Source organism: Oceanobacillus sp. NCCP-135 (assembly GCF_059698015.1).
This window is the reverse complement of the sequence record NZ_BAAKSZ010000004.1, coordinates 113,582-132,310: the sequence shown is the minus strand read 5'-3', so window position 1 is coordinate 132,310 and position 18,729 is coordinate 113,582. Positions and strand designations below refer to the sequence as shown.

Sequence of the window (18,729 nt, the reverse complement as noted above, 5' to 3'; positions counted from 1 at the left end):
CTTTACAGCCAAGCACATTTTTATTTGTAGATCACACTAAATTCTTCACAAACCACCAGCATGTCCTCATTGAATTCCTTATCCAAATTCACTAATTCATTTGTGAAAAAATCAATATGAACCCTTCTCCAGTATGCCAAGCTTTTATCCCCTTCCCCCTCTTTTGCAGCGAATTCGGCACTGACTTCATTAAAAGGCAGAATGCGCACATCAATCGTTTTAGTGATGACTTCAGCCTCCCCCTCCCAATCTATAATGATATTGAATTCACCCGCTTTTGGGATCGGTTCTTTTTCAATGTCATATAGTAAATGCAGTGATGAGGTAGCTGTCTTTTCTCCTGCTTTTACTAAATCAGCAAGCTCTTTCGCCATTTTAGCATCAGACCCAAATGGCCATGCAGTATATGTTTTATTTGACCTTTCACCATCATCCAATGTTTCCAGATAGTTATTCCACATTTTCTGAACTGAATATTTCTCCATCATGACTCTCCTCGTATTAAAGATAGTATCATTATAACTGAAATTCCGAATGCAAACCAAAGGAACACCCAATGAAATCCACAATAATAAGAGCATTGCAAATAGCCTCTGCCAGGTTATTTAGTTCATAACCTGCGGCGATTGCAATACTCTAATTAAAAGTAAATTTCTCGTCTCATTGCCTTTAAAACATCAATTTGCGTAGCACGTTTTGACGGACGCATACCCGACAGAATAGTAACAATCAGACAAATCCCAACTGAAATAAGGATTAAAATACCTGGAATTGCTGAAAACTGTAAGCCTTCTGGAAGTTCTTCTTTAAATGCCATTTCAATAATTAACAGCAATCCAAGGTTAACGAAAAAGCTGATTAAGTAAGCTGCTACTGTACCAATAAATGCTCCGATTATTCCAATACAACTGCTTTCCAAAAGGAAAATCTGTTTAATCGTTTTTGGATTTGCTCCGATTAGCTTTCATGATCCCAATATCAGGAGCACGTTCTGTTACAGCCATTGTCATTGTATTATAAATTCCAATCGATGCGATCAAAATAGCTATCGTTCCAACAAGAATCAAACCTGCCTTTGCAATAGTAAAGAGCATATTAATCTGCTCCATTTCACTGACAATAGAATAGGTAGCATAATTGGCTTCATCTAACTTGTCTGATATAGCTTTAACCTCTTCCAGACTAGTTGCATAGACTTTCACTACATTTGTATGATGATCAAGGAGAGTTGAAAGAGGAATATCGATACAAAACAACCGTAACAATTTCTCCTTTATCTACTTCAAAAGATATATCTTTTAGGACAGATAGGGTTGTTTTCTGACCCTTCTTTCCTAAAATAAAATAATGGTTTAACTTTTTTACATGAATCAAAACTTCCCCCCGTTTTTACTGAAACATTATTTCATTCACATATAATTCATAGCCAGCAGATGCAGTCTTTGGATTTGCCACTTCAATAATACCTTCATAAACTACTTCCCCTGTTTCCAACTCAATTATTGCAATGCCTCCAGGAGCCTTTCTGTCACCAAAATAGTTTGCTACATACATTTTTCCCTCATGGATGTTCATCACTAATCCATTATTTTCCCTTTTCAATAACAGATCAATACTTTGACTGGACACTATTTCTTCGCTTTCTATATTATAAGCAAAAAGCTCACCGCCAGCTTCAGAATCCTGTCCAAAATAAATCGTTGTACCAATTAACACAGCATTATGACTTTCTCCATTTATTTCATCAGGTAGTTCAGTGCTTTTCATTTGCTTTGTTTCATGATGATAGGTAATTAATTCTTTTGCTACCTCTTCTGAATAAATTTCCCCATTCTCTCCTTGCACGTCTTCCAATATCGTTTTTACAAATGCAACATATTTATTTTCTTCTTCAGAGGTGTTACTGCTGGAAATCAATTCAGTGTATGACCAGCCAGTATCTGTTTCATCCTGATAGGAAGTGATCAAATCATCACTAATTAGTTTTTGCGCAGAAACATCAAACCGATACACGTGAAATTCGTTCTGATTCGTCCGCTTTACGCTTTGACGGGTTATAACTTTTAATTCACCATCTGTCATTTGCACATCTTCCACGTAAAAATAGTCATATTTATTCTTTTCCGGTACTTCAAGCTCAAATGCTTCTGTTTCATCAGAACCCTTTTCTAAAACCTCAATGTCAAAAGTGAAGTCTGTATCAATGATCATCGACCCCCAATCAACATCTGCATATACTAAAAGTTTCTCGTCTTCATAAAACGGAGCAATATTATTTTCCTTTCCACGCATAAAACTGCGAAATTCCTTTTGCAGTCTCTTTATTTCTGGGTCGATGTAATAACCATTAATTAGCTGCATAAAGGAAAGGGCATTTGAAAAATCTGTTCCATCCGTTTGAATCATCACTGTATCACCTTGCTCCCCTTCATAGTAAGTACCTTGAAGCATCAGGTTTTTCACAGCTTCTTCATCACCGCTTTTAGTTGTAAAAGTGAAATCAGGATACTTATTCTCTGCTAAAGCTGATTGGATATAAAACGCCCCAATAGCAAGAATGCTAATGATTGTAATCGAAATTATTTTCCAATATCGCATCACTTTCTTTCCCTCCCCTTAAACCGTTATTTTTTTCTTTAATAGAAAATGGCTCGTCCAGATGGATACACCGATAACCACCAATCCTAAGATAATTTCAAGAATAAATATTTCAATTGGATATAAATAATACGTCTGCAACATTTCCATGATCAGAATAGGTGATAATAGAACTAATACTGAAAGTCCACTAAAAACGGCACCTAGAAAGACACCTTTTAAACGAAAGCTTCTTTCAAAAAGAATTGCAGTAAATATGATCAACACTGCCATCATGCCGGCACCGTAATAAAGTACAAATTCGATGAATGTACTTGGAATCAGGGTTTGTAAATAACCTAAGTTCTGAATGATCTCTCCAGCAGTCATATCCGTACGATAATCCAGTGGCACAAGCCATTTTAAAATCAAGCTTTCAAGCGGAAATAAAATCAGCTGAACCGCCACCAGGCCGAAAACCATTAGTAGAATTGATACAGCCTTAGACAGAAATATATGTATCCGTGCTGTCGGCAGCATCAGTAGACGGTAAATAAATGTATTTTTTCCAAACCAGTCACGGTACCAAATAAAGAAAACATAAAATATCAATGCTGCAATACATAAGGCAATCGGTCCCATAAACCAGATGCTTCTGGTCACATGAAACATACTCATGAAGCCTTCTGTTGCAAAAAACTCCTCTTTTGGAACTAAGTCTTCATACAGTGCCTCATTCGCTCTAGCAACATAGCTATTTGATCGAATAATTACCCCGGCAATTTGCGATAGGATCGTTATTACAATTAAAGCTAAATAAATTTTCATAAAACGTCCCAGCTCAAAATTAACCAATTTTAGAAAACGATTCATGTGCGAAAAACCTCCCTCATGACATCAACTACAGATTTCCCTTCATTTTCGCGAATTTCCTCTGCATTGAATTCTTTTATAACAGTACCTTCATCCAACAAAATTACCTTATCAATTAAATGCTCAATATCGTTGATTTCATGTGTTGTAATAATAACGCCACGATCCTCAATTAAATGGGAGGTAAACACCTCAGCGATTTGTTCCCTGCTGAAAATATCAATCCCTGAAAATGGTTCATCCATTAATAAAAAGTCAACATCCAGCGCCAGCCCAAGCAAGAGATTCACTTTTGCTGTATTTCCTTTAGACAAGCTAGAAATTTTGTCATTTTCCTTTAGTTTAAAAAACCCAAGTAATTCCGTTGCCCTCTCCTGATTCCAGCTCTTATAAAAATCCTGCATGAATTGCATTGCTTCAGCGATAGTCATTTGTGGCAGCATTGTAATTGCGTCAGGGATAAACGTAATCTTTTCATAGCTTGCTTTACTGATTTTTTTACCATTTATCAATATTTCACCACTATTTACAGGGGTAAGTGCCATAATAGCGTTTAGGATGGTTGTCTTCCCAACACCATTGATCCCGATCAGACAGCTGATCTCCCCCTTTTTTGCTGTAAAAGAAACATCATTTAATACTTTTTTTCGCCCATATTTTTTTGAAATATTTTTTACTTCAATCATTCAAAGCCCCCCTCATCCATGGTTTCCTCCTGGTACTTATCCTTTATCAGACCAACAATCTCATCAAGTGGTACATTAATTGGACGTATCGCTGCAACAAACGCATCAACCGCCCCGGAAATAAGTTCCCCACGCACTGCTTCCAATGTTTTCTTTTCACTTGTGATTTTACTTGGTAAATTCCCCTCTGTATGAATCAAGCCCGCCTCCTCCATCTCTTTGTAAGCTCGTTGTGCCGTATTCGGATTGATCTTCAGTTTATTTGCCAACTCCCTGCGTGACGGGATTTCCTGTCCCGGTTCCAGTATCCCTGTTGCAATTTGTTCCTTAAAATGACGAACAACTTGCACATAGACGGGATCCCTGTTATTAAAATTCACATTCATAAGCACAGCTCCTATTTTCATAGATGAACATTTCTAATGTGTATCAACCTATTAATACACATTAGGTAAAAACATATGTGTATTAATCGATCGATACATCTGACCTGTATTATATACGTGATACACTTTGAAGTCAACACTAATTTTCAATCGACAAATAGTGAGCGGAGCCTGCAAATAGTTTCATTTCCCGGGAAATATTTCTATATATTTCTCATTATCCATTAGAAACTCAATCATTTAAACTGAAAATATGCTAAAATGAACAAACAAATAGATGCAAAAAAGGGGAAGAATGTAAGCATGAAGTTAGTGTCTTGGAATGTAAATGGCATACGAGCATGTGTAAAAAAAGGATTTCTGGATTACTTTCATGAAGTGGATGCAGATATCTTCTGTCTTCAGGAAACGAAATTACAGGATGGTCAATTGAATTTAGAGCTGGAAGGCTACCATCAATATTGGAATTATGCGCTTAGAAAAGGATATTCTGGAACAGCCGTTTTTTCAAAGCAAAAGGCCCTAAGCGTAGAATACGGGTTAGATAAGGCAGATACACAGGAGGAAGGCCGAATCATAACATTGGAATTTGAAGATTTTTATTTAGTTAATGTTTACACACCTAATTCCAAAAGGGATCTAACAAGATTGGCATACCGGCTGGAATGGGAAGATGAGCTATTCAGCTATTTAAAAAAACTCGATGCCCAAAAGCCAATCATCTATTGCGGCGATCTAAATGTTGCGCATCAGGAAATCGATCTAAAAAATCATAAAACCAATCACGGGAATTCTGGATTCACTACAGAGGAAAGAGGAAGAATGACTCGATTATTAGAAACCGGATTTATTGATACGCTTCGGCACTTTCATCCCGATACGGAGGGGATCTACTCGTGGTGGTCGTATATGCATACAGTGAGAGAGCGCAATATTGGATGGAGAATTGATTATTTCATCGTATCCAATAGATTAAAAGATCATCTACAGAATTCTCAGGTTCATTCACAGGTAATGGGCAGTGACCATTGTCCAATTATGCTGGAAATCGATACACCAGATCAGCATGTGTAATCAACTGTTCATCTTCTATTCATAAAGATAACTTATCCTAAACTTATAGAATGATTAAAGGAGAGGGATTTTTTGAAACATTATAGCAAAATACTACTTCGATTTTCAGCGGTATTCGCACTTATAGGAGCTTTTTTAGGTTCTCACATGGCGGGTGCCGGAGGATATGAATTTCGTACAGTTCACGCACATATATTAGTTGTTGGCTGGCTTTCATTATTTGCCTGGGCTGTATATTACAAAATCTTCACCCCATCAAATAAAATTCTTGCAGCACTGCATGTCTGGACGGCAATTATTGGTGCCATTGGTTTAACAGGCGGTATGTGGCTATATTACCTGCGTCCATTCGATTTGGGTGATACGCTGACAACAGTACTTTTCATTGTTGGTGGAACTATTTTACTCTTAAGCTTTGCGTTTTTCTTGATTTTGACATTTTTGAAGACGGAAGATGAGAAGTAGAAGCACATGAAACTGTCAGCTTAAAGGTTGACAGTTTCGTTATTTAAGAGCTTCTTTTATTGTGTGATTAAGTTTTTCCACATCAATACCTTCCACTTTTTCGTTTGCCACATTATATTTCCTTTTCAGTTCTATAATCCTTCCAACACTTTCATCAATTCTGTCTTCTGTTATTTCTCCATTTTCCACTGCCAACTTTATTGCCTCAAATACAGACACACTATTTTTATAGTCATGGGCCACTAATAGAAGATCACTGCCAGCTTTTACTGACTGGACAGCTGCACTCCCAATATCAAAACCATTTGTGATTGCTTCCATTGTCATATCATCCGTAATAACGACTCCATTAAAATGATAATCCTTTCTTAGCATATTTGTGATGACTTCTTCAGACATGGAAGATGGTAATTCAGGGTCAATTTCAGGCAATAGGATATGGGCAATCATCATAACGTCCGCCCCGTTTTCGATTGCACGCTCGAACGGAATTAGCTCGAGCTCCTGCAATTGCTCAAAGGTTTTATTAACAATTGGCAGCTGCAAATGGGAATCAACTGCTGTGTCACCATGTCCAGGGAAATGTTTTAAGACAGATATAATATTCTCTGCTTGAATCGCCTTCATTATTTCCACTCCAAGCCTGCTTACAATTTCAGGATTTTCCCCGAATGAACGTGCGCCAATTATTGGATTATCCGGATTACTGTTCACATCCATTACAGGTGCAAAATTGAGATTAAAACCAAACGCTTGTAATTGCTTGCCTAATAGTGTTCCGATTTCATAGGCGAATTGCGTATCATTTTTCTTACCGATTTCCCCACTTCCAGGAATAGGAACGAGCTCTCCCGGAAGTCTGGAAACTTTGCCACCCTCCTGGTCAACACCAAGTAATACAGGTAAAGCATTTTGTTTATTCACTTGTTTAATTTGATTTAAAAGCTTAACTGTTTTATCAGGACTTTCCATATTATTAGCGTATAATATGAATCCGCCAACATGGTAATCAGTAATTAATTTCTTCATTTCTTTTGAAAACGTGGTGCCGGAAATTCCGCTAACAATCATTTGTCCGATTTTTTCATCCAAATTCATCTGTTGGATAATTTCATCCAAGATTTGACTGTTTTCTGAACTGCTTTCTTCAAGTTCTGAAGACTGATTTAATTCAGAGGTTTTTTCAGATTCTCCAGTTAAAAATTGAATCCCGAAAAGTATGAAAATGATAAGTACGACGATAAATGCTGTTTTTTTAACCATACTAACTCCTCAATATTTTGCCTTTACAAATTAGTCAACTATGTTTCATTTTATCCATTATTTCCCTTTTGTATAACTATAATGGAAACGAATAGATTTAGCGTACTTATTAGAAAACACCAGTACCTTATAAATACTGGTGCCCTCCTGTTATTGTTTTATCTTCTTAAAATAATCGATGATTCCAAGGGAGCTTACCTGCATATCCAGATTAATCAAAATAAATACTTCGTGATCATCGCCAATTCCAAGCTCCTGAAGATGATGTTTCACTCGTCCCAACAGTCGCATTGCAAGTTCTTCATACCCTTTCCCCTCTGCAATAACCTGTTCCCCTTCTTCGACAAAAACATCAAGCCATTCAGATACGTGACGAAGTGCCTGGTCAGTTTCCATTGTCATTCCAAAATGGCCGAAATAGATTCGATCCAAATTCATTTCAAGCATGCGGGTAATGGATACCTGCATCGCTTCAGGATCAAAATGATTTGGAGAGGTAGTTGGCAAAAATAGACTGACACCATCCCGGATTAATTGTTCATAACGAATTCCCACCGTATCTCCTGTAAACATCCCATGACTAACTGAATCATAAATACTGAAATGATGCTTCGCATGTCCCGGAGAATCTAAAAATTGAAGTGTGCATTCAGGACCAATCTTGAGTGTATCTCCTTCTCCCTTAATTGACAATCGTTCTTCAGGAATTGGAATAATCGGATCAAATAACGCTGAAAAGCTTTCACCGTAAATAGCTCTGGCTCCAGCTGCCAGTTTTGTGGGATTAACCAAGTGCCTCGCTCCACGTTCATGAACAATTACGTTAGCATTGGGACATTCTTTCAGTAAAAGACCTGCACCACCGGCATGATCAAGGTGAATATGTGTAACGATTATATGCTTTACCTGATCAAGCGAGAAACCTAGTACTTCCAACCCTTTTTTAATATATTTTACAGATGGGCTTGGACCGGTTTCCACAATAGTCAATTCTTTCTCATCAATAACATACGTACCAGTGCGCATCGGTACATCCAAATCAAAACCATCAATCAGATGAATTCTATCATCTAATTGAATCGGATCCTTCTCATGCATATCAAGACCTCCCTTTCCTTTTTTAAATTTACAGAAATTTTCCCCTATTGTTATTATACAGCTGCATTGATGATTTTTCTAATATATACAAATTTCAATTCTGAAAATGCTGTTAAAACAAAAAAGGAATCAAAGGAAATAACCAATCCCTCTTCAGTTTCAACACGAAATTCAAAATCAGTTGTTTTTCTTTAAAAATTCCACGATTCCATTTATCAATCCATCGGCTAATGGATGATCTGGATTTGTATATGTCTGCATATTTCCATCACGATTTGCTGGAGCTTCTTTCAAAACATGATTCATTTTTTCAATAAGCATAAACTTGGCAGCTTGTTTTGCTTCATGAAGCAACTCTGCCTCACTAGCAGGAACTTGCAAGTCATTTCCACCATGAATAATAAGTGTGGGAACTTCCAGTTTCTGAATTTCTTCTGCCGGGTCATATTGCATCCATGATGAGAGGAATACTTGAACCGATGGACGAAAAACACTTTGCAATTCCTGGCTGATTTGCTCTACTTGTTTACCCTCTTTTAACTGCTGCAAAATATCCCTACTCTCTTTTAGCAAATTCCCTGTTAATTGTTCACTAAGTTGATTATGTAATACTTCATTTATAGGTTGACCAGCTCCAGCCAATGATACAAACGAAGAAACATTACTATCTTGAGCAGCGAGCATGCCTACTAATGAACCTTGACTATGACCGATGACCCCTACCTCCGAATAGTTATCCGCTTTTTCAAGTAACTCTACCCATAAGATAGTATCATTAACCATTTGGTCAAAATTCATTTCTTCCTCTGGTATTGCAGCTTGTATATTTTCCCCTGCACCTCTTTTATCGTAACGAACACTGGCTATTCCATTTTCAGCAAGCTGTTTTGCCAATAGTTTTAAACTATTATTTTGAATCCCTGGGGAATTCCCATTACGATCTGTTGGCCCTGAACCAGGAATAATAATCATAACCGGGAACGGGCCATCACCTTCAGGACTTGCCAATTCTCCATAAAGGGTTCCAAGATCTGTTTCGACCTGAAGGAATTCACCATCTTCCACATCATTGTTTCCCACAGTTGCTCCTCTCACTAATTCAAACGGAAATGACTGTCCATTCTGTTTAAATGTGCCGACAATCTTTTCATCTCCCAAGTCACCATCAAATGTAATATATTGACCTTGGATTTCCATTGTGAATACAATATTGTTTTCCTCAACTTCAATAGTCGCTAAAGGATAATTTTGTACTCCTTGAACGGGAATACTAATTTTCCCTTCCAACTCATCATTATTTTCAAAATCTACTTGAATGTTAAGGGGCTCCTTAGGTATTTCGATTATGCCTGACCAAGACCCTGGCAGAATTTCCATTATTAGATCATCCTCTTCGGAAGTATCAGCTTTTTTATTATCATTATTGCATCCGGTTAACATAATGAATACAACTAAAATTAACATTAAACTTTTTCTCACAATTGCCCTCCTTACAGAAGATTATAGTTATGATACGAATAAAGTCTTAATAAGGTTTCAATCCGACAAGAACAAGTGCATATGCTTTATTTTAAATTCATTTCCAGAACAGTCTCTCCAATAGCTGCATAACAATCCAACTTGTCGAATAAGTACCGGAAATTGCACATCATTGAACAGAATCAGGAAATTTACGGGCTGTTTTTATCCCACCTTCACGTTTGGGATTTCTCACGCTTAGAGGTGGGGGTATTACAGTCCGTTAATGCGTGATAAACTTCTTGTGAAATTAACTATTACAATAGTTTTTATATGAGATGAAGCACAATGGTCAAAAGCTCAAATGGCATTACTTTTATTGGTATACAAATAATCGATTATTTCGAGTGAATAAGTTCACCAGTTATGTTCAAAATAACATTGACTATAATAAAGGAGGTAATTTTATTGCAAAATCAACAACAAAACCAAAACATGCAGGGTTCAACCCAAATGCCTGCACAGCATAGCCATGGAGGTCATGAACTTTTTGATGCACATGAAGCAATCGGCGGATTAGTTGGAGGATTGGAACAGGGTTTACTTTATGAACAGCATATTCAGGATCCTGAGTTAAAAACGATGCTACAAAATCATAAAGCATTTTTAACGCAAACTTACAATACGATTGTAGAGACATTGAAAACAGGACAGGAGCCTACTGTTAAAACACAGACGTATAATATGGCTGGGGGGAATAATGTAGTATATGGAATGCAGCCATCTCAGCCAAAATCTCCTGCGCAGACTGTAAATGAACTAAATGATGAGTGCATCTCCAGTTTTATGATGGGAAATTTAAAAGCATGTGCTTCAGCTTTTACCATGACCGCATTGGAGGCAACAAACCCAGTATTAAGAAGGGTATTTGCTGATAGTATTCCCAATTTAATCGAAATGGCTTATGAAGTATTTTTATACCAGAATAAAAATCAATATTATCAGGTCCCTCAGCTGAAACAAGAGGATATGCAAAATTATATCAATAGCTTTGCACCAGTACAAGGTACACTGCCACATTAATGTAATAGGATTTTAAGGTCGGAAGTATAATATTGCTGGATTAATTAGAAAAATTGGTTGTCAGCAACCCCTTATGTGAAAGCCAAATTCCGAACTTATACAGTAAGAAAGAGTTTTTCTCCTTTCTTATCTGCCAAGTGAAATAGCATACCAAATTCAATTGGTATGCTATTTTTTATTTGATAACATGTTCTATTGGTCGATTCTTTAGTTACTCGTGCTGGAATCTATGTGCCCGAACCCTTTGTATTCAAGAGTAGCCGGGTAAAACCGAATACGTCCCGGGAAAGTTGAGAGACGAACGGACAAAGTTGAGAGAGAAATGGGTATTGTTGAGAGAAATTCCAGCAAACTTGAGAGATAAGTGCTAATATTCCTTTTATCTCTCAACATTTCACTGGTTTCTCTCAACATTTCACTGGTTTCTCTCAACTTTCTTATGGTTTCTCTCAACTTTTCACTCTTTCACTCCAACTAAAGACTAATCCAACAAGCGATTATTTTCGTCTACTGACATGATTCTTGCTGATCTCGCAGCATCAGACTGGGCATAGATCCCATCTCCATTACAAACACTGCACTTATATTGCCAGCCCTCGTCATCGGAGAGCATTCCTGTTCCTTCACAAGCCTTGCACATATTCTCTCTACCTACCATGGACATCTTCTCCTTTATATTATTGTTTTACCTTTCGATCTTTTACCCAGTTAATAATTCCACCTTTTACCATAATTTCTATTTGCCGTTTAGACAAAGTATGACTTACTTTTATTTGCTGATTTTTACCTTTTATATTGATAGTAAATTCATTTCCCGTGCTAACTTTTGACCTTAAACCAGAGACCTCAATAATGTCACCTTGCTTTAGCAGGTCATAATCCTCTTCATTTACAAAGGTTAATGGGAGTACACCAAAATTAACGAGATTTTGCCAATGGATGCGTGCAAAATCCTTAACCAAGGCAACCCGCAGTCCAAGATATCTTGGTGCAAGTGCTGCATGCTCTCGACTTGAGCCCTGCCCATAGTTAAATCCACCAACGATTGCATGACCACCTTGTTCGACTGTTTCTTTTCCTCGTTTATAATAGGTTTCATCAATAATCTCAAACGTAAATTTACTGATTTCCGGAAGATTACTGCGATATGGCAGTACCCTTGCTCCCCCGGCTAGTATCTCATCTGTAGAAATGTTATCACCCATTTTCAGTAAAATAGGAATCTCTATCTGGTCAGGCATTTCATCCATTTTAGGGATGGAAGCAATGTTTGGTCCTTTTTGTAATTGAACTTTTTTAGCTTCTTCATATGGCAATGGTTTATCCAATAAATTCACATCTATTGTTGGATTCTTTGGATTCTTTATCTTTGGATAGTTTCCATCAACTGTTCTAGGATCTGTGATCACACCTGTTAATGCCGATACTGCCGCAGTTTCAGGGCTGCATAGATAGACACTATCTTCTTTTGTCCCAGATCTGCCTGGAAAATTTCTCGGTGTTGTTCGTAAACTATTTCTCCCGAATGCAGGAGCTTGCCCCATACCAATACATCCATTACATCCGGCTTGGTGCAGGCGACCTCCTGCCTGAAGCATGCTTGCAATATGACTTTCCTTCACCAGATCTGCCAGCATTTGTCTAGATGTAGGATTAATATCAAAGGATACACCGTCAGCTATATGCTTATCTTTAACAATTTCTGCAGCAACCGCAAAATCGTGAAAACCTGGATTGGCCGAGGAACCGATATAGGATTGATATATTGGCGTTCCTGCGATCTCTGCAACAGGCACTACATTACCAGGACTGGATGGTTTTGCAATGAGTGGTTCAACATCAGACAGATTTAGTTCCTCATTAATATCATAGGTTGCGCACTTATCTGCAATAAGTTCTATCCAATCACCCTCCCGGTCCTGTTCTTTTAAAAATCGCTTTATTTCTTTATCGGAAGGAAATACTGTACCAGTTGCTCCAAGCTCTGCTCCCATATTTGCAATCACATGTCGATCCATTGCACTCAGATGTTTTAATCCGGGTCCATAATATTCAATAACCTTGCCCACTCCACCCTTTACATCATATTTGCGAAGCAGCTCGAGAATCATATCTTTTGCACTGACCCAATCAGGCAGTTCCCCGGTTAATTTTATCCCCCATACTTTAGGCATTTTTACATAGAAAGGCTCACCAGCAATGGCTAATGCGACATCAATCCCCCCTGCGCCCATCGCTAGCATTCCCATACAGCCATTGGCACAGGTATGGCTATCTGAACCTAGCAGGGTTTTTCCTGGTTTTGCCAACCGCTGCATATGAACAGGATGACTGACACCATTTCCTGGTCGACTGTGGTATAGGCCAAATCTTCTGGTGGCACTATGTAAAAACAAATGATCATCCGGGTTTTTATTATCTACTTGAATTAGATTATGATCTACATATTGGGCTGATGCCTCCGTTTTTGCCCTGTCCAGTTCCATTGCCTCCAGCTCCAGCATTACTAATGTACCTGTTGCATCCTGTGTCAATGTCTGGTCAATTTTAAGTCCAATCTCGGTTCCTGGCTCCATCTTTCCAGAAACCAGATGATCTTTTATTAATTTTTGTGTGATATTTAATGGCATAAAACAACCTCCTTTTCCTTAGTATATGAAAGTACGATATAATTATTTAAAAGCAACTGAGAAAACGCTAAAGCGTCTTTTCAAAGGTCAGAGATCAGAAGTCAGATTTGAAGAAATCGGCGAAAGGACCGATTTCAGTTATACTTTCTTTAAAAAAGTGAATCTGTTTCAGAGATCAACTCGTAGAAATAAAGAAAAATAAGATCAAGGGAGCTGGAGAAATGAATAACCATGAAATTGATTACAAGCTTCACGGTGATGACATGCAATTTGTGGAAGTTGAGCTCGACCCACAGGAAACAGTAATTGCCGAAGCGGGTAGCTTAATGATGATGGATGACCAGATTCAGATGGAGACAATTTTTGGAGATGGCTCTGAAAAACAGGGAAGTGGAATTATGGGAAAACTTCTAGGGGCAGGCAAACGTGTGATCACTGGGGAAAGTCTGTTTATGACAACATTCACAAACCAAGGTACAGGTAAAAAACACGTCTCCTTTGCCTCACCATATCCAGGTAAAATCATTCCCATGGATTTAAGTGAAATTGATGGAAAATTAATTTGTCAAAAGGATGCTTTTCTGGCGGCTGCAAAGGGAGTCTCTATCGGAATTGAATTCCAACGTAAAATTGGAACAGGATTCTTTGGTGGCGAAGGTTTCATCATGCAAAAGCTGGAAGGTGATGGGATGGCTTTTGTCCATGCTGGTGGTACGATTCATAAGAAAGTGCTCGAGGTAGGAGAAACATTACGTGTTGATACAGGGTGTCTTGTCGCAATGACTGGTAGAATTGATTATAATATCGAATTTGTTGGAGGGGTAAAAACAGCATTATTTGGCGGAGAAGGTTTATTTTTTGCAACGCTTCACGGTCCTGGAACTGTTTGGATTCAATCTCTGCCATTCAGCAGACTGGCAAGCAGAGTATTTGCAGCAGCACCTGAGAGAGGCGGCTCCAAAGGGGAAGGGAGTATTGCCGGAGGATTATTTGATATCTTAGGTGGAGACCGAAAATAACATTTTTTCAGATGTGGTAAATTATTTATATTTACACATACTATCCATGCAAACTACTTTAAATGAGGTGGGATGACATGGGAAGAGATGAACACAACAAGTCAAAAAACAGCTTTCTTGCACAGACTCCTGAGCATCAGAAGAAACAAGCTGGAACTGATGTGGAGTTTGCAGAGGAATTTGCTGACACGGAGGACAAAGAAGCACAAGCAAGAAGTCGTGCAGCAGCTAAGCGTGTGAAACGCAGCTAATGAGAAAAACGATAAAGCGTCTTTCCTGAGGTCAGAAGTCAGATTTGAAGAAATCGGTTAAAAGCCGATTTCTTTCTTTACTTTTTATACAAGGCAATTCATATTGTAGATGAATTGCCTTTTTCAACTGTTAAAGTGTGAACATTTGCTTCAATCCATAAAAATTCGTACAATTAATGATAGAAGAAGTAAAAAGAGAGGCATGAAAATGAGTAATAAAAACGTTGATGATTATCTAACAGAAGGAATATATGGAAAACGAAGACCAAAAGAGGCTGAGCGGCAGCAGTTCTTAGGTACACTTAGAGAAAGAATCGTACTTGCCCTAACCATCGGCCAAGTGATGACAGATAAAGGAATTGGTAAACTGGAAGAAGCGATGAAGGAGCATAAGGGTGCTAAATTACTTATCAATGGGCATGTATCTTATCGATTTTTAAAAGAAGAGAAAGAATTAGCCAATAAATATAACATTACACATACTACTATTACAGATGAAGAAAACAAGACTGATATTGGTGCTGTCTTAACCTATGACTATGCGATTGACAAAGAGGATATTTTTATTGAAGAGGAAGAAATAATAGCTGAAACAGACGAAGAAACAGAAAAAACTGCTAATTCAGCTACATTTCTGTCTAAACTAAAACAGTGGTTCACCTAAGGAAACGGACGAATACTAACCTTTATTCGTCCGTTTGAAGTGAATCGTTATTTTTTCCTCGATCCATGTTCTGTTCTCGCTATTTTGAAAAAGGATACGCCCATTAACAGGATGACAACGGAAAATGGTAATGCAGCAATTATAAGCATATTTTGCAATCCCTGTGTCCCCCCAAAATAAACGATAATTGCTGCAACTGCTGATTGAACAAGTCCCCAGGTGATTTTTACAGAATTCGTCGGATTTAACAAACCATTGGTACTAAGCATTCCAAGTACAAATGTTGCTGAATCAGCAGATGTGATAAAGAAGATCGCAACAACTAAAATCGTAATAGTCGACATGACTGTTCCTAGTGGATATTCAACAAGCACTCCAAATGTTGAAGTTTCCAACGAGAATTCGGAGATTTTTGCAATCCCATTTTGTTCGAGATTTAATGCCGATACCCCAAAGACTGCAAAGAAAATAAAACAAACGATCGCAGGGACAAATAGCACCCCAAGCATAAATTCCTTCACTGTCCGCCCTTTTGAAATACGTGCTATAAAAATACCTACAAATGGTGCCCATGATATCCACCATGCCCAGTAAAAGATAGTCCACCCGTTGATCCAGCTTCGATTTCCCTCATCCAGTGGGGCTAATCGAAGACTCATATCAAAGAAGTCTGATATATAGCTCCCTAATGTATTTGTAAACATATTCAAAATGTAGAGAGAAGGACCTACAATAAACAGGATAAGCAGTAAACTAAAAGCCAGTCCCATATTAATATTACTCAAATATTTTATTCCTCTACCAATACCTGACCAGGCAGACCCAATAAATAATCCAGTTGCAACAATTAATATAATCAGTTGATTCGTGAAGGATTCGTCTGTTCCAAATAAAAAGGATATTCCACCATTAATCTGTGCAGACCCAAAGCCAAGTGTTGCCGCTACACCAACAATCGTTGCAAAAACAGCAAGTGTGTCGATTAACTTCCCGGAAATTCCCTCCATACTTTTTTCACCAAATAATGGGACCAATGTTGCGCTAATTAATCCAGGAGAATCACGATGGAATTTAAAATATGCCAATACTAATGCAACGATTCCGTATACTGCCCAGGCATGAACACCCCAATGGAAAAAGGAATACTTAAGCCCTTCTCTTATTGCTGCATCTGAACCGGGTTCAGCTGTTGGGGAATCTATAAAGGCATGTGAAATTGGTTCCGCTGTTGTCCAGAAGACAAGCCCCATTCCCATCCCCGCACTAAATAACATCGCAAACCATGATAGCAAACTGAATTCAGGCTTATCATTTTCTTTTCCCAACTTTACCCTGCCATACCGTGAAAATATTAAATAAACACAAAAAGCCAACATCATTACCACAATTAACAAATAATACCAGCCAAAGTTTACCGAAATTACTGATGTAATTGTTGACGTAAATGATTCTAATTGGTTTGGAGCAATTGAACCCCAAATGACTACTGCTATACAAATAGCCAGGGAATACCAGAATACTCTTGTTACACTTTTCATTTGTATGCACCTACTTATGTATTTTATTAGAGAAGGTCTAAAAAATCCGGTAAAAATGATACATCAATGTTTCTAGTTGGCTTACTACTTCGCTACTCACGTATTACCCGCATACGTTCCAGTTCATGGAAAGGAAGATCACCTTTCCTGAGAACGATGCAAATTCGGGGTAGCCTTCCTTATGCTCCTACACCTCCTCAAACTTCTCCTCCTTTGAACACATATCCATAGAAAAACCATTTATTACACTAGCAAACTTTATACCCATAATTCAAGGATTTGAATAATTTTTTATAAAGGACGTCAATCTAGGAATACTATAGGTTGGAGGTGTTCGCAAAGTGAATCAACCATACAGATGTCCTAATTGCAAAACAAACCGTTCACGATTTAACATGATTGAACAAGTAGCAAAACCCGTTAAATTAGACGCTGAGACGGGTGAAGTAATGGAAGACTATACAAATGCAAATCCAGAAGCATTTCACATTTCTTATAATGGCCCTCAGTACAACATTCAATGCGGAGTTTGTGGTCTAATTGAAAATGAACAGTCCTTTGTAAAATTTGCAGAATACAAGCGAAAGTAATTATGAAGCCACAACAATTCTACTAGAACATCACTCAAATGGAGTGATGTTTTTTTATACATGATTTTTATCATTTCAAACATAAAATGTTGTATGTTATTCCGTTTTTACGCAAGTGACAGGCTTTGTTTGCTATCATAAAAGAAAATGAAAGGTAGGTGTATGTATTGCTGACAATAATGAATGTGAAAAAAGATTATGGAGCGATTGAAGCATTAAAGGAAGTCTCTATTACCATTCCAAGTGGAAGCTGCTTTGGTCTGGTTGGTCCAAACGGGGCCGGTAAATCAACATTAATAAAAATACTCGCTTCCATTATTCATGATTATAAAGGGGAGGCACGCATTGAAGATCGTATCCTTAATCAAGAATTAAAAGAGAAAATTGGGTATATTCCACAGGATATATGTTTAGAGAAGGACATTTCAGCAATTGGCAATTTGAACTTTTTTGGGAAACTGTACGGGCTAAAGGGAAGAGAATTGCAGCAACGCACACAAGAAGTGTTGGAGCTTGTCGGCCTCACCGATCGCGGAAAAAATAAAGTATCAACATTCTCCGGGGGAATGAAGCGTCGACTAAATATTGGCTGTGCCCTGATGCATCATCCTGAGCTTATCATTATGGATGAACCAACCGTAGGGATTGATCCACAATCACGAAGGTACATTTTCATGATGATTGAAGATCTGAAAAATGCTGGATGCACCATTATTTATGCCAGTCATTATATGGAAGAGGTTGAGGAATTATGTGATCATGTCGCATTCATTGATAAAGGGGAAATTATAGAAAATGGCTCTGTATACGAGCTGCTGCAGAAGTATTCCATTCCTTCCATTTTTATCAAAGGGGTCGGTATTACCCCAGAATTGTTTGAAAAAATGGGAACGGCTTCAACGAAAAAGGGCGGATATTTACTGCAAACAAAAGAACCCTTACAAGTAATGGAAGACATCATTTTATATTGTCTTGAAAATGAACTCGAATTGGAGCGCTTGGAGCTCGTGCAGCCACGACTGGAAAATGTTTTTTTTACATTGACCGGCAGTAAGCTTAGAGACTAGTTATAAC

At 37.9% G+C, this 18,729-nt stretch carries 19 protein-coding genes and 1 pseudogene; 8 read left to right on the top strand and 12 right to left on the bottom strand.

Features of this window, described 5'->3' with window-relative positions; all coding sequences use genetic code 11:
- Positions 1-20 precede the first annotated feature (20 nt).
- The 6 genes and pseudogenes from AC6HVZ_RS04535 to AC6HVZ_RS04510 form a co-directional block, all read right to left on the bottom strand.
- Positions 21-485 carry an ASCH domain-containing protein gene (locus AC6HVZ_RS04535; RefSeq protein ID WP_497556951.1) on the bottom strand — a complete coding sequence of 155 codons (465 nt, stop codon included), beginning with the start codon at positions 483-485 and terminating at the stop codon, positions 21-23.
- Between the two features lie 155 nt (positions 486-640).
- Positions 641-1,202 (bottom strand): annotated as a pseudogene (locus AC6HVZ_RS04530) (ABC transporter permease); the annotation flags it as partial.
- Positions 1,203-1,389: 187 nt separating this feature from the next.
- Complete coding sequence (locus AC6HVZ_RS04525; protein ID WP_497556950.1) at positions 1,390-2,601, bottom strand: hypothetical protein; 1,212 nt, start codon at positions 2,599-2,601, stop codon at positions 1,390-1,392.
- Positions 2,602-2,616: 15 nt separating this feature from the next.
- Positions 2,617-3,450: a hypothetical protein gene (locus AC6HVZ_RS04520; RefSeq protein WP_497556949.1), complete on the bottom strand. Its 834-nt coding sequence runs from the start codon at positions 3,448-3,450 to the stop codon at positions 2,617-2,619.
- Positions 3,447-4,136 carry an ABC transporter ATP-binding protein gene (locus AC6HVZ_RS04515; RefSeq protein ID WP_497556948.1) on the bottom strand — a complete coding sequence of 230 codons (690 nt, stop codon included), beginning with the start codon at positions 4,134-4,136 and terminating at the stop codon, positions 3,447-3,449. Before AC6HVZ_RS04515 ends, AC6HVZ_RS04520 begins: the two co-directional genes overlap by 4 nt.
- Entirely contained in the window at positions 4,133-4,522 is a 390-nt protein-coding gene (locus tag AC6HVZ_RS04510; RefSeq protein WP_497556947.1) for a GntR family transcriptional regulator, read from the bottom strand. Before AC6HVZ_RS04510 ends, AC6HVZ_RS04515 begins: the two co-directional genes overlap by 4 nt.
- Before the next feature lie 303 nt (positions 4,523-4,825).
- Here AC6HVZ_RS04510 and AC6HVZ_RS04505 point away from each other — a divergent pair, with 303 nt between their 5' ends.
- Positions 4,826-5,596 (top strand): exodeoxyribonuclease III, encoded by a 771-nt coding sequence (locus tag AC6HVZ_RS04505; RefSeq protein WP_497556946.1) that lies wholly within the window; start codon positions 4,826-4,828, stop codon positions 5,594-5,596.
- A gap of 72 nt (positions 5,597-5,668) precedes the next feature.
- Positions 5,669-6,061, top strand: coding sequence for a hypothetical protein (locus tag AC6HVZ_RS04500; RefSeq protein WP_497556945.1), 393 nt, complete (start codon positions 5,669-5,671; stop codon positions 6,059-6,061).
- Between the two features lie 39 nt (positions 6,062-6,100).
- Here the strand turns inward: AC6HVZ_RS04500 and nagZ are convergent, their stop codons facing one another.
- From nagZ to AC6HVZ_RS04485, 3 genes are all read right to left on the bottom strand, one after another.
- A complete protein-coding gene (gene nagZ / locus AC6HVZ_RS04495) occupies positions 6,101-7,324 on the bottom strand; it encodes a beta-N-acetylhexosaminidase (protein WP_497556944.1) in 1,224 nt (407 codons plus the stop codon).
- A 150-nt stretch (positions 7,325-7,474) separates the two neighbouring features.
- On the bottom strand, positions 7,475-8,422 hold the full coding sequence (locus tag AC6HVZ_RS04490; RefSeq protein ID WP_497556943.1) for an MBL fold metallo-hydrolase: 948 nt from the start codon (positions 8,420-8,422) through the stop codon (positions 7,475-7,477).
- Between the two features lie 177 nt (positions 8,423-8,599).
- Positions 8,600-9,901, bottom strand: a complete 1,302-nt coding sequence (locus AC6HVZ_RS04485) for an alpha/beta hydrolase family protein (protein WP_497556942.1) — start codon at positions 9,899-9,901, stop codon at positions 8,600-8,602.
- 447 nt (positions 9,902-10,348) lie between these two features.
- Here AC6HVZ_RS04485 and AC6HVZ_RS04480 point away from each other — a divergent pair, with 447 nt between their 5' ends.
- Positions 10,349-10,963 (top strand): spore coat protein, encoded by a 615-nt coding sequence (locus AC6HVZ_RS04480; RefSeq protein WP_497556941.1) that lies wholly within the window; start codon positions 10,349-10,351, stop codon positions 10,961-10,963.
- 481 nt (positions 10,964-11,444) lie between these two features.
- On the opposite strand, the gene AC6HVZ_RS04475 is transcribed toward AC6HVZ_RS04480, so the two are convergent.
- A complete protein-coding gene (locus AC6HVZ_RS04475) occupies positions 11,445-11,621 on the bottom strand; it encodes a hypothetical protein (RefSeq protein WP_497556940.1) in 177 nt (58 codons plus the stop codon).
- Between the two features lie 19 nt (positions 11,622-11,640).
- Entirely contained in the window at positions 11,641-13,593 is a 1,953-nt protein-coding gene (locus tag AC6HVZ_RS04470) for an aconitate hydratase (RefSeq protein ID WP_497556939.1), read from the bottom strand.
- A 221-nt stretch (positions 13,594-13,814) separates the two neighbouring features.
- Here AC6HVZ_RS04470 and AC6HVZ_RS04465 point away from each other — a divergent pair, with 221 nt between their 5' ends.
- From AC6HVZ_RS04465 to AC6HVZ_RS04455, 3 genes are all read left to right on the top strand, one after another.
- Positions 13,815-14,612, top strand: coding sequence for a TIGR00266 family protein (locus AC6HVZ_RS04465; protein ID WP_497556938.1), 798 nt, complete (start codon positions 13,815-13,817; stop codon positions 14,610-14,612).
- A gap of 77 nt (positions 14,613-14,689) precedes the next feature.
- Positions 14,690-14,863 carry a YfhD family protein gene (locus AC6HVZ_RS04460; protein ID WP_497556937.1) on the top strand — a complete coding sequence of 58 codons (174 nt, stop codon included), beginning with the start codon at positions 14,690-14,692 and terminating at the stop codon, positions 14,861-14,863.
- A 208-nt stretch (positions 14,864-15,071) separates the two neighbouring features.
- The gene (locus tag AC6HVZ_RS04455; RefSeq protein WP_497556936.1) at positions 15,072-15,527 is read left to right on the top strand and encodes a YueI family protein; all 456 of its coding nucleotides are present in this window, start codon (positions 15,072-15,074) and stop codon (positions 15,525-15,527) included.
- A 47-nt stretch (positions 15,528-15,574) separates the two neighbouring features.
- On the opposite strand, the gene AC6HVZ_RS04450 is transcribed toward AC6HVZ_RS04455, so the two are convergent.
- Entirely contained in the window at positions 15,575-17,065 is a 1,491-nt protein-coding gene (locus AC6HVZ_RS04450; RefSeq protein ID WP_497556935.1) for a BCCT family transporter, read from the bottom strand.
- A 341-nt stretch (positions 17,066-17,406) separates the two neighbouring features.
- Between AC6HVZ_RS04450 and AC6HVZ_RS04445 the strand changes: the two genes are divergently transcribed.
- Together AC6HVZ_RS04445 and AC6HVZ_RS04440 are read left to right on the top strand one after the other, a co-directional pair.
- Entirely contained in the window at positions 17,407-17,655 is a 249-nt protein-coding gene (locus tag AC6HVZ_RS04445; protein WP_497556934.1) for a DNA alkylation repair protein, read from the top strand.
- Positions 17,656-17,834: 179 nt separating this feature from the next.
- Positions 17,835-18,722: an ABC transporter ATP-binding protein gene (locus AC6HVZ_RS04440; protein ID WP_497556933.1), complete on the top strand. Its 888-nt coding sequence runs from the start codon at positions 17,835-17,837 to the stop codon at positions 18,720-18,722.
- Positions 18,723-18,729: the final 7 nt, after the last annotated feature.

What these genes read in the sequence shown, in the direction of transcription:
- AC6HVZ_RS04535 (WP_497556951.1), bottom strand. Translation starts at nt 485, where the DNA reads ATGGAGAAATATTCAGTTCAGAAAATGTGGAATAACTATCTGGAAACA.
- AC6HVZ_RS04520 (WP_497556949.1), bottom strand. Translation starts at nt 3,450, where the DNA reads ATGAATCGTTTTCTAAAATTGGTTAATTTTGAGCTGGGACGTTTTATG.
- AC6HVZ_RS04515 (WP_497556948.1), bottom strand. Translation starts at nt 4,136, where the DNA reads ATGATTGAAGTAAAAAATATTTCAAAAAAATATGGGCGAAAAAAAGTA.
- AC6HVZ_RS04510 (WP_497556947.1), bottom strand. Translation starts at nt 4,522, where the DNA reads ATGAATGTGAATTTTAATAACAGGGATCCCGTCTATGTGCAAGTTGTT.
- AC6HVZ_RS04505 (WP_497556946.1), top strand. Translation starts at nt 4,826, where the DNA reads ATGAAGTTAGTGTCTTGGAATGTAAATGGCATACGAGCATGTGTAAAA.
- nagZ (WP_497556944.1), bottom strand. Translation starts at nt 7,324, where the DNA reads ATGGTTAAAAAAACAGCATTTATCGTCGTACTTATCATTTTCATACTT.
- AC6HVZ_RS04490 (WP_497556943.1), bottom strand. Translation starts at nt 8,422, where the DNA reads ATGCATGAGAAGGATCCGATTCAATTAGATGATAGAATTCATCTGATT.
- AC6HVZ_RS04475 (WP_497556940.1), bottom strand. Translation starts at nt 11,621, where the DNA reads ATGGTAGGTAGAGAGAATATGTGCAAGGCTTGTGAAGGAACAGGAATG.
- AC6HVZ_RS04470 (WP_497556939.1), bottom strand. Translation starts at nt 13,593, where the DNA reads ATGCCATTAAATATCACACAAAAATTAATAAAAGATCATCTGGTTTCT.
- AC6HVZ_RS04465 (WP_497556938.1), top strand. Translation starts at nt 13,815, where the DNA reads ATGAATAACCATGAAATTGATTACAAGCTTCACGGTGATGACATGCAA.
- AC6HVZ_RS04460 (WP_497556937.1), top strand. Translation starts at nt 14,690, where the DNA reads ATGGGAAGAGATGAACACAACAAGTCAAAAAACAGCTTTCTTGCACAG.
- AC6HVZ_RS04455 (WP_497556936.1), top strand. Translation starts at nt 15,072, where the DNA reads ATGAGTAATAAAAACGTTGATGATTATCTAACAGAAGGAATATATGGA.
- AC6HVZ_RS04450 (WP_497556935.1), bottom strand. Translation starts at nt 17,065, where the DNA reads ATGAAAAGTGTAACAAGAGTATTCTGGTATTCCCTGGCTATTTGTATA.
- AC6HVZ_RS04440 (WP_497556933.1), top strand. Translation starts at nt 17,835, where the DNA reads ATGAATGTGAAAAAAGATTATGGAGCGATTGAAGCATTAAAGGAAGTC.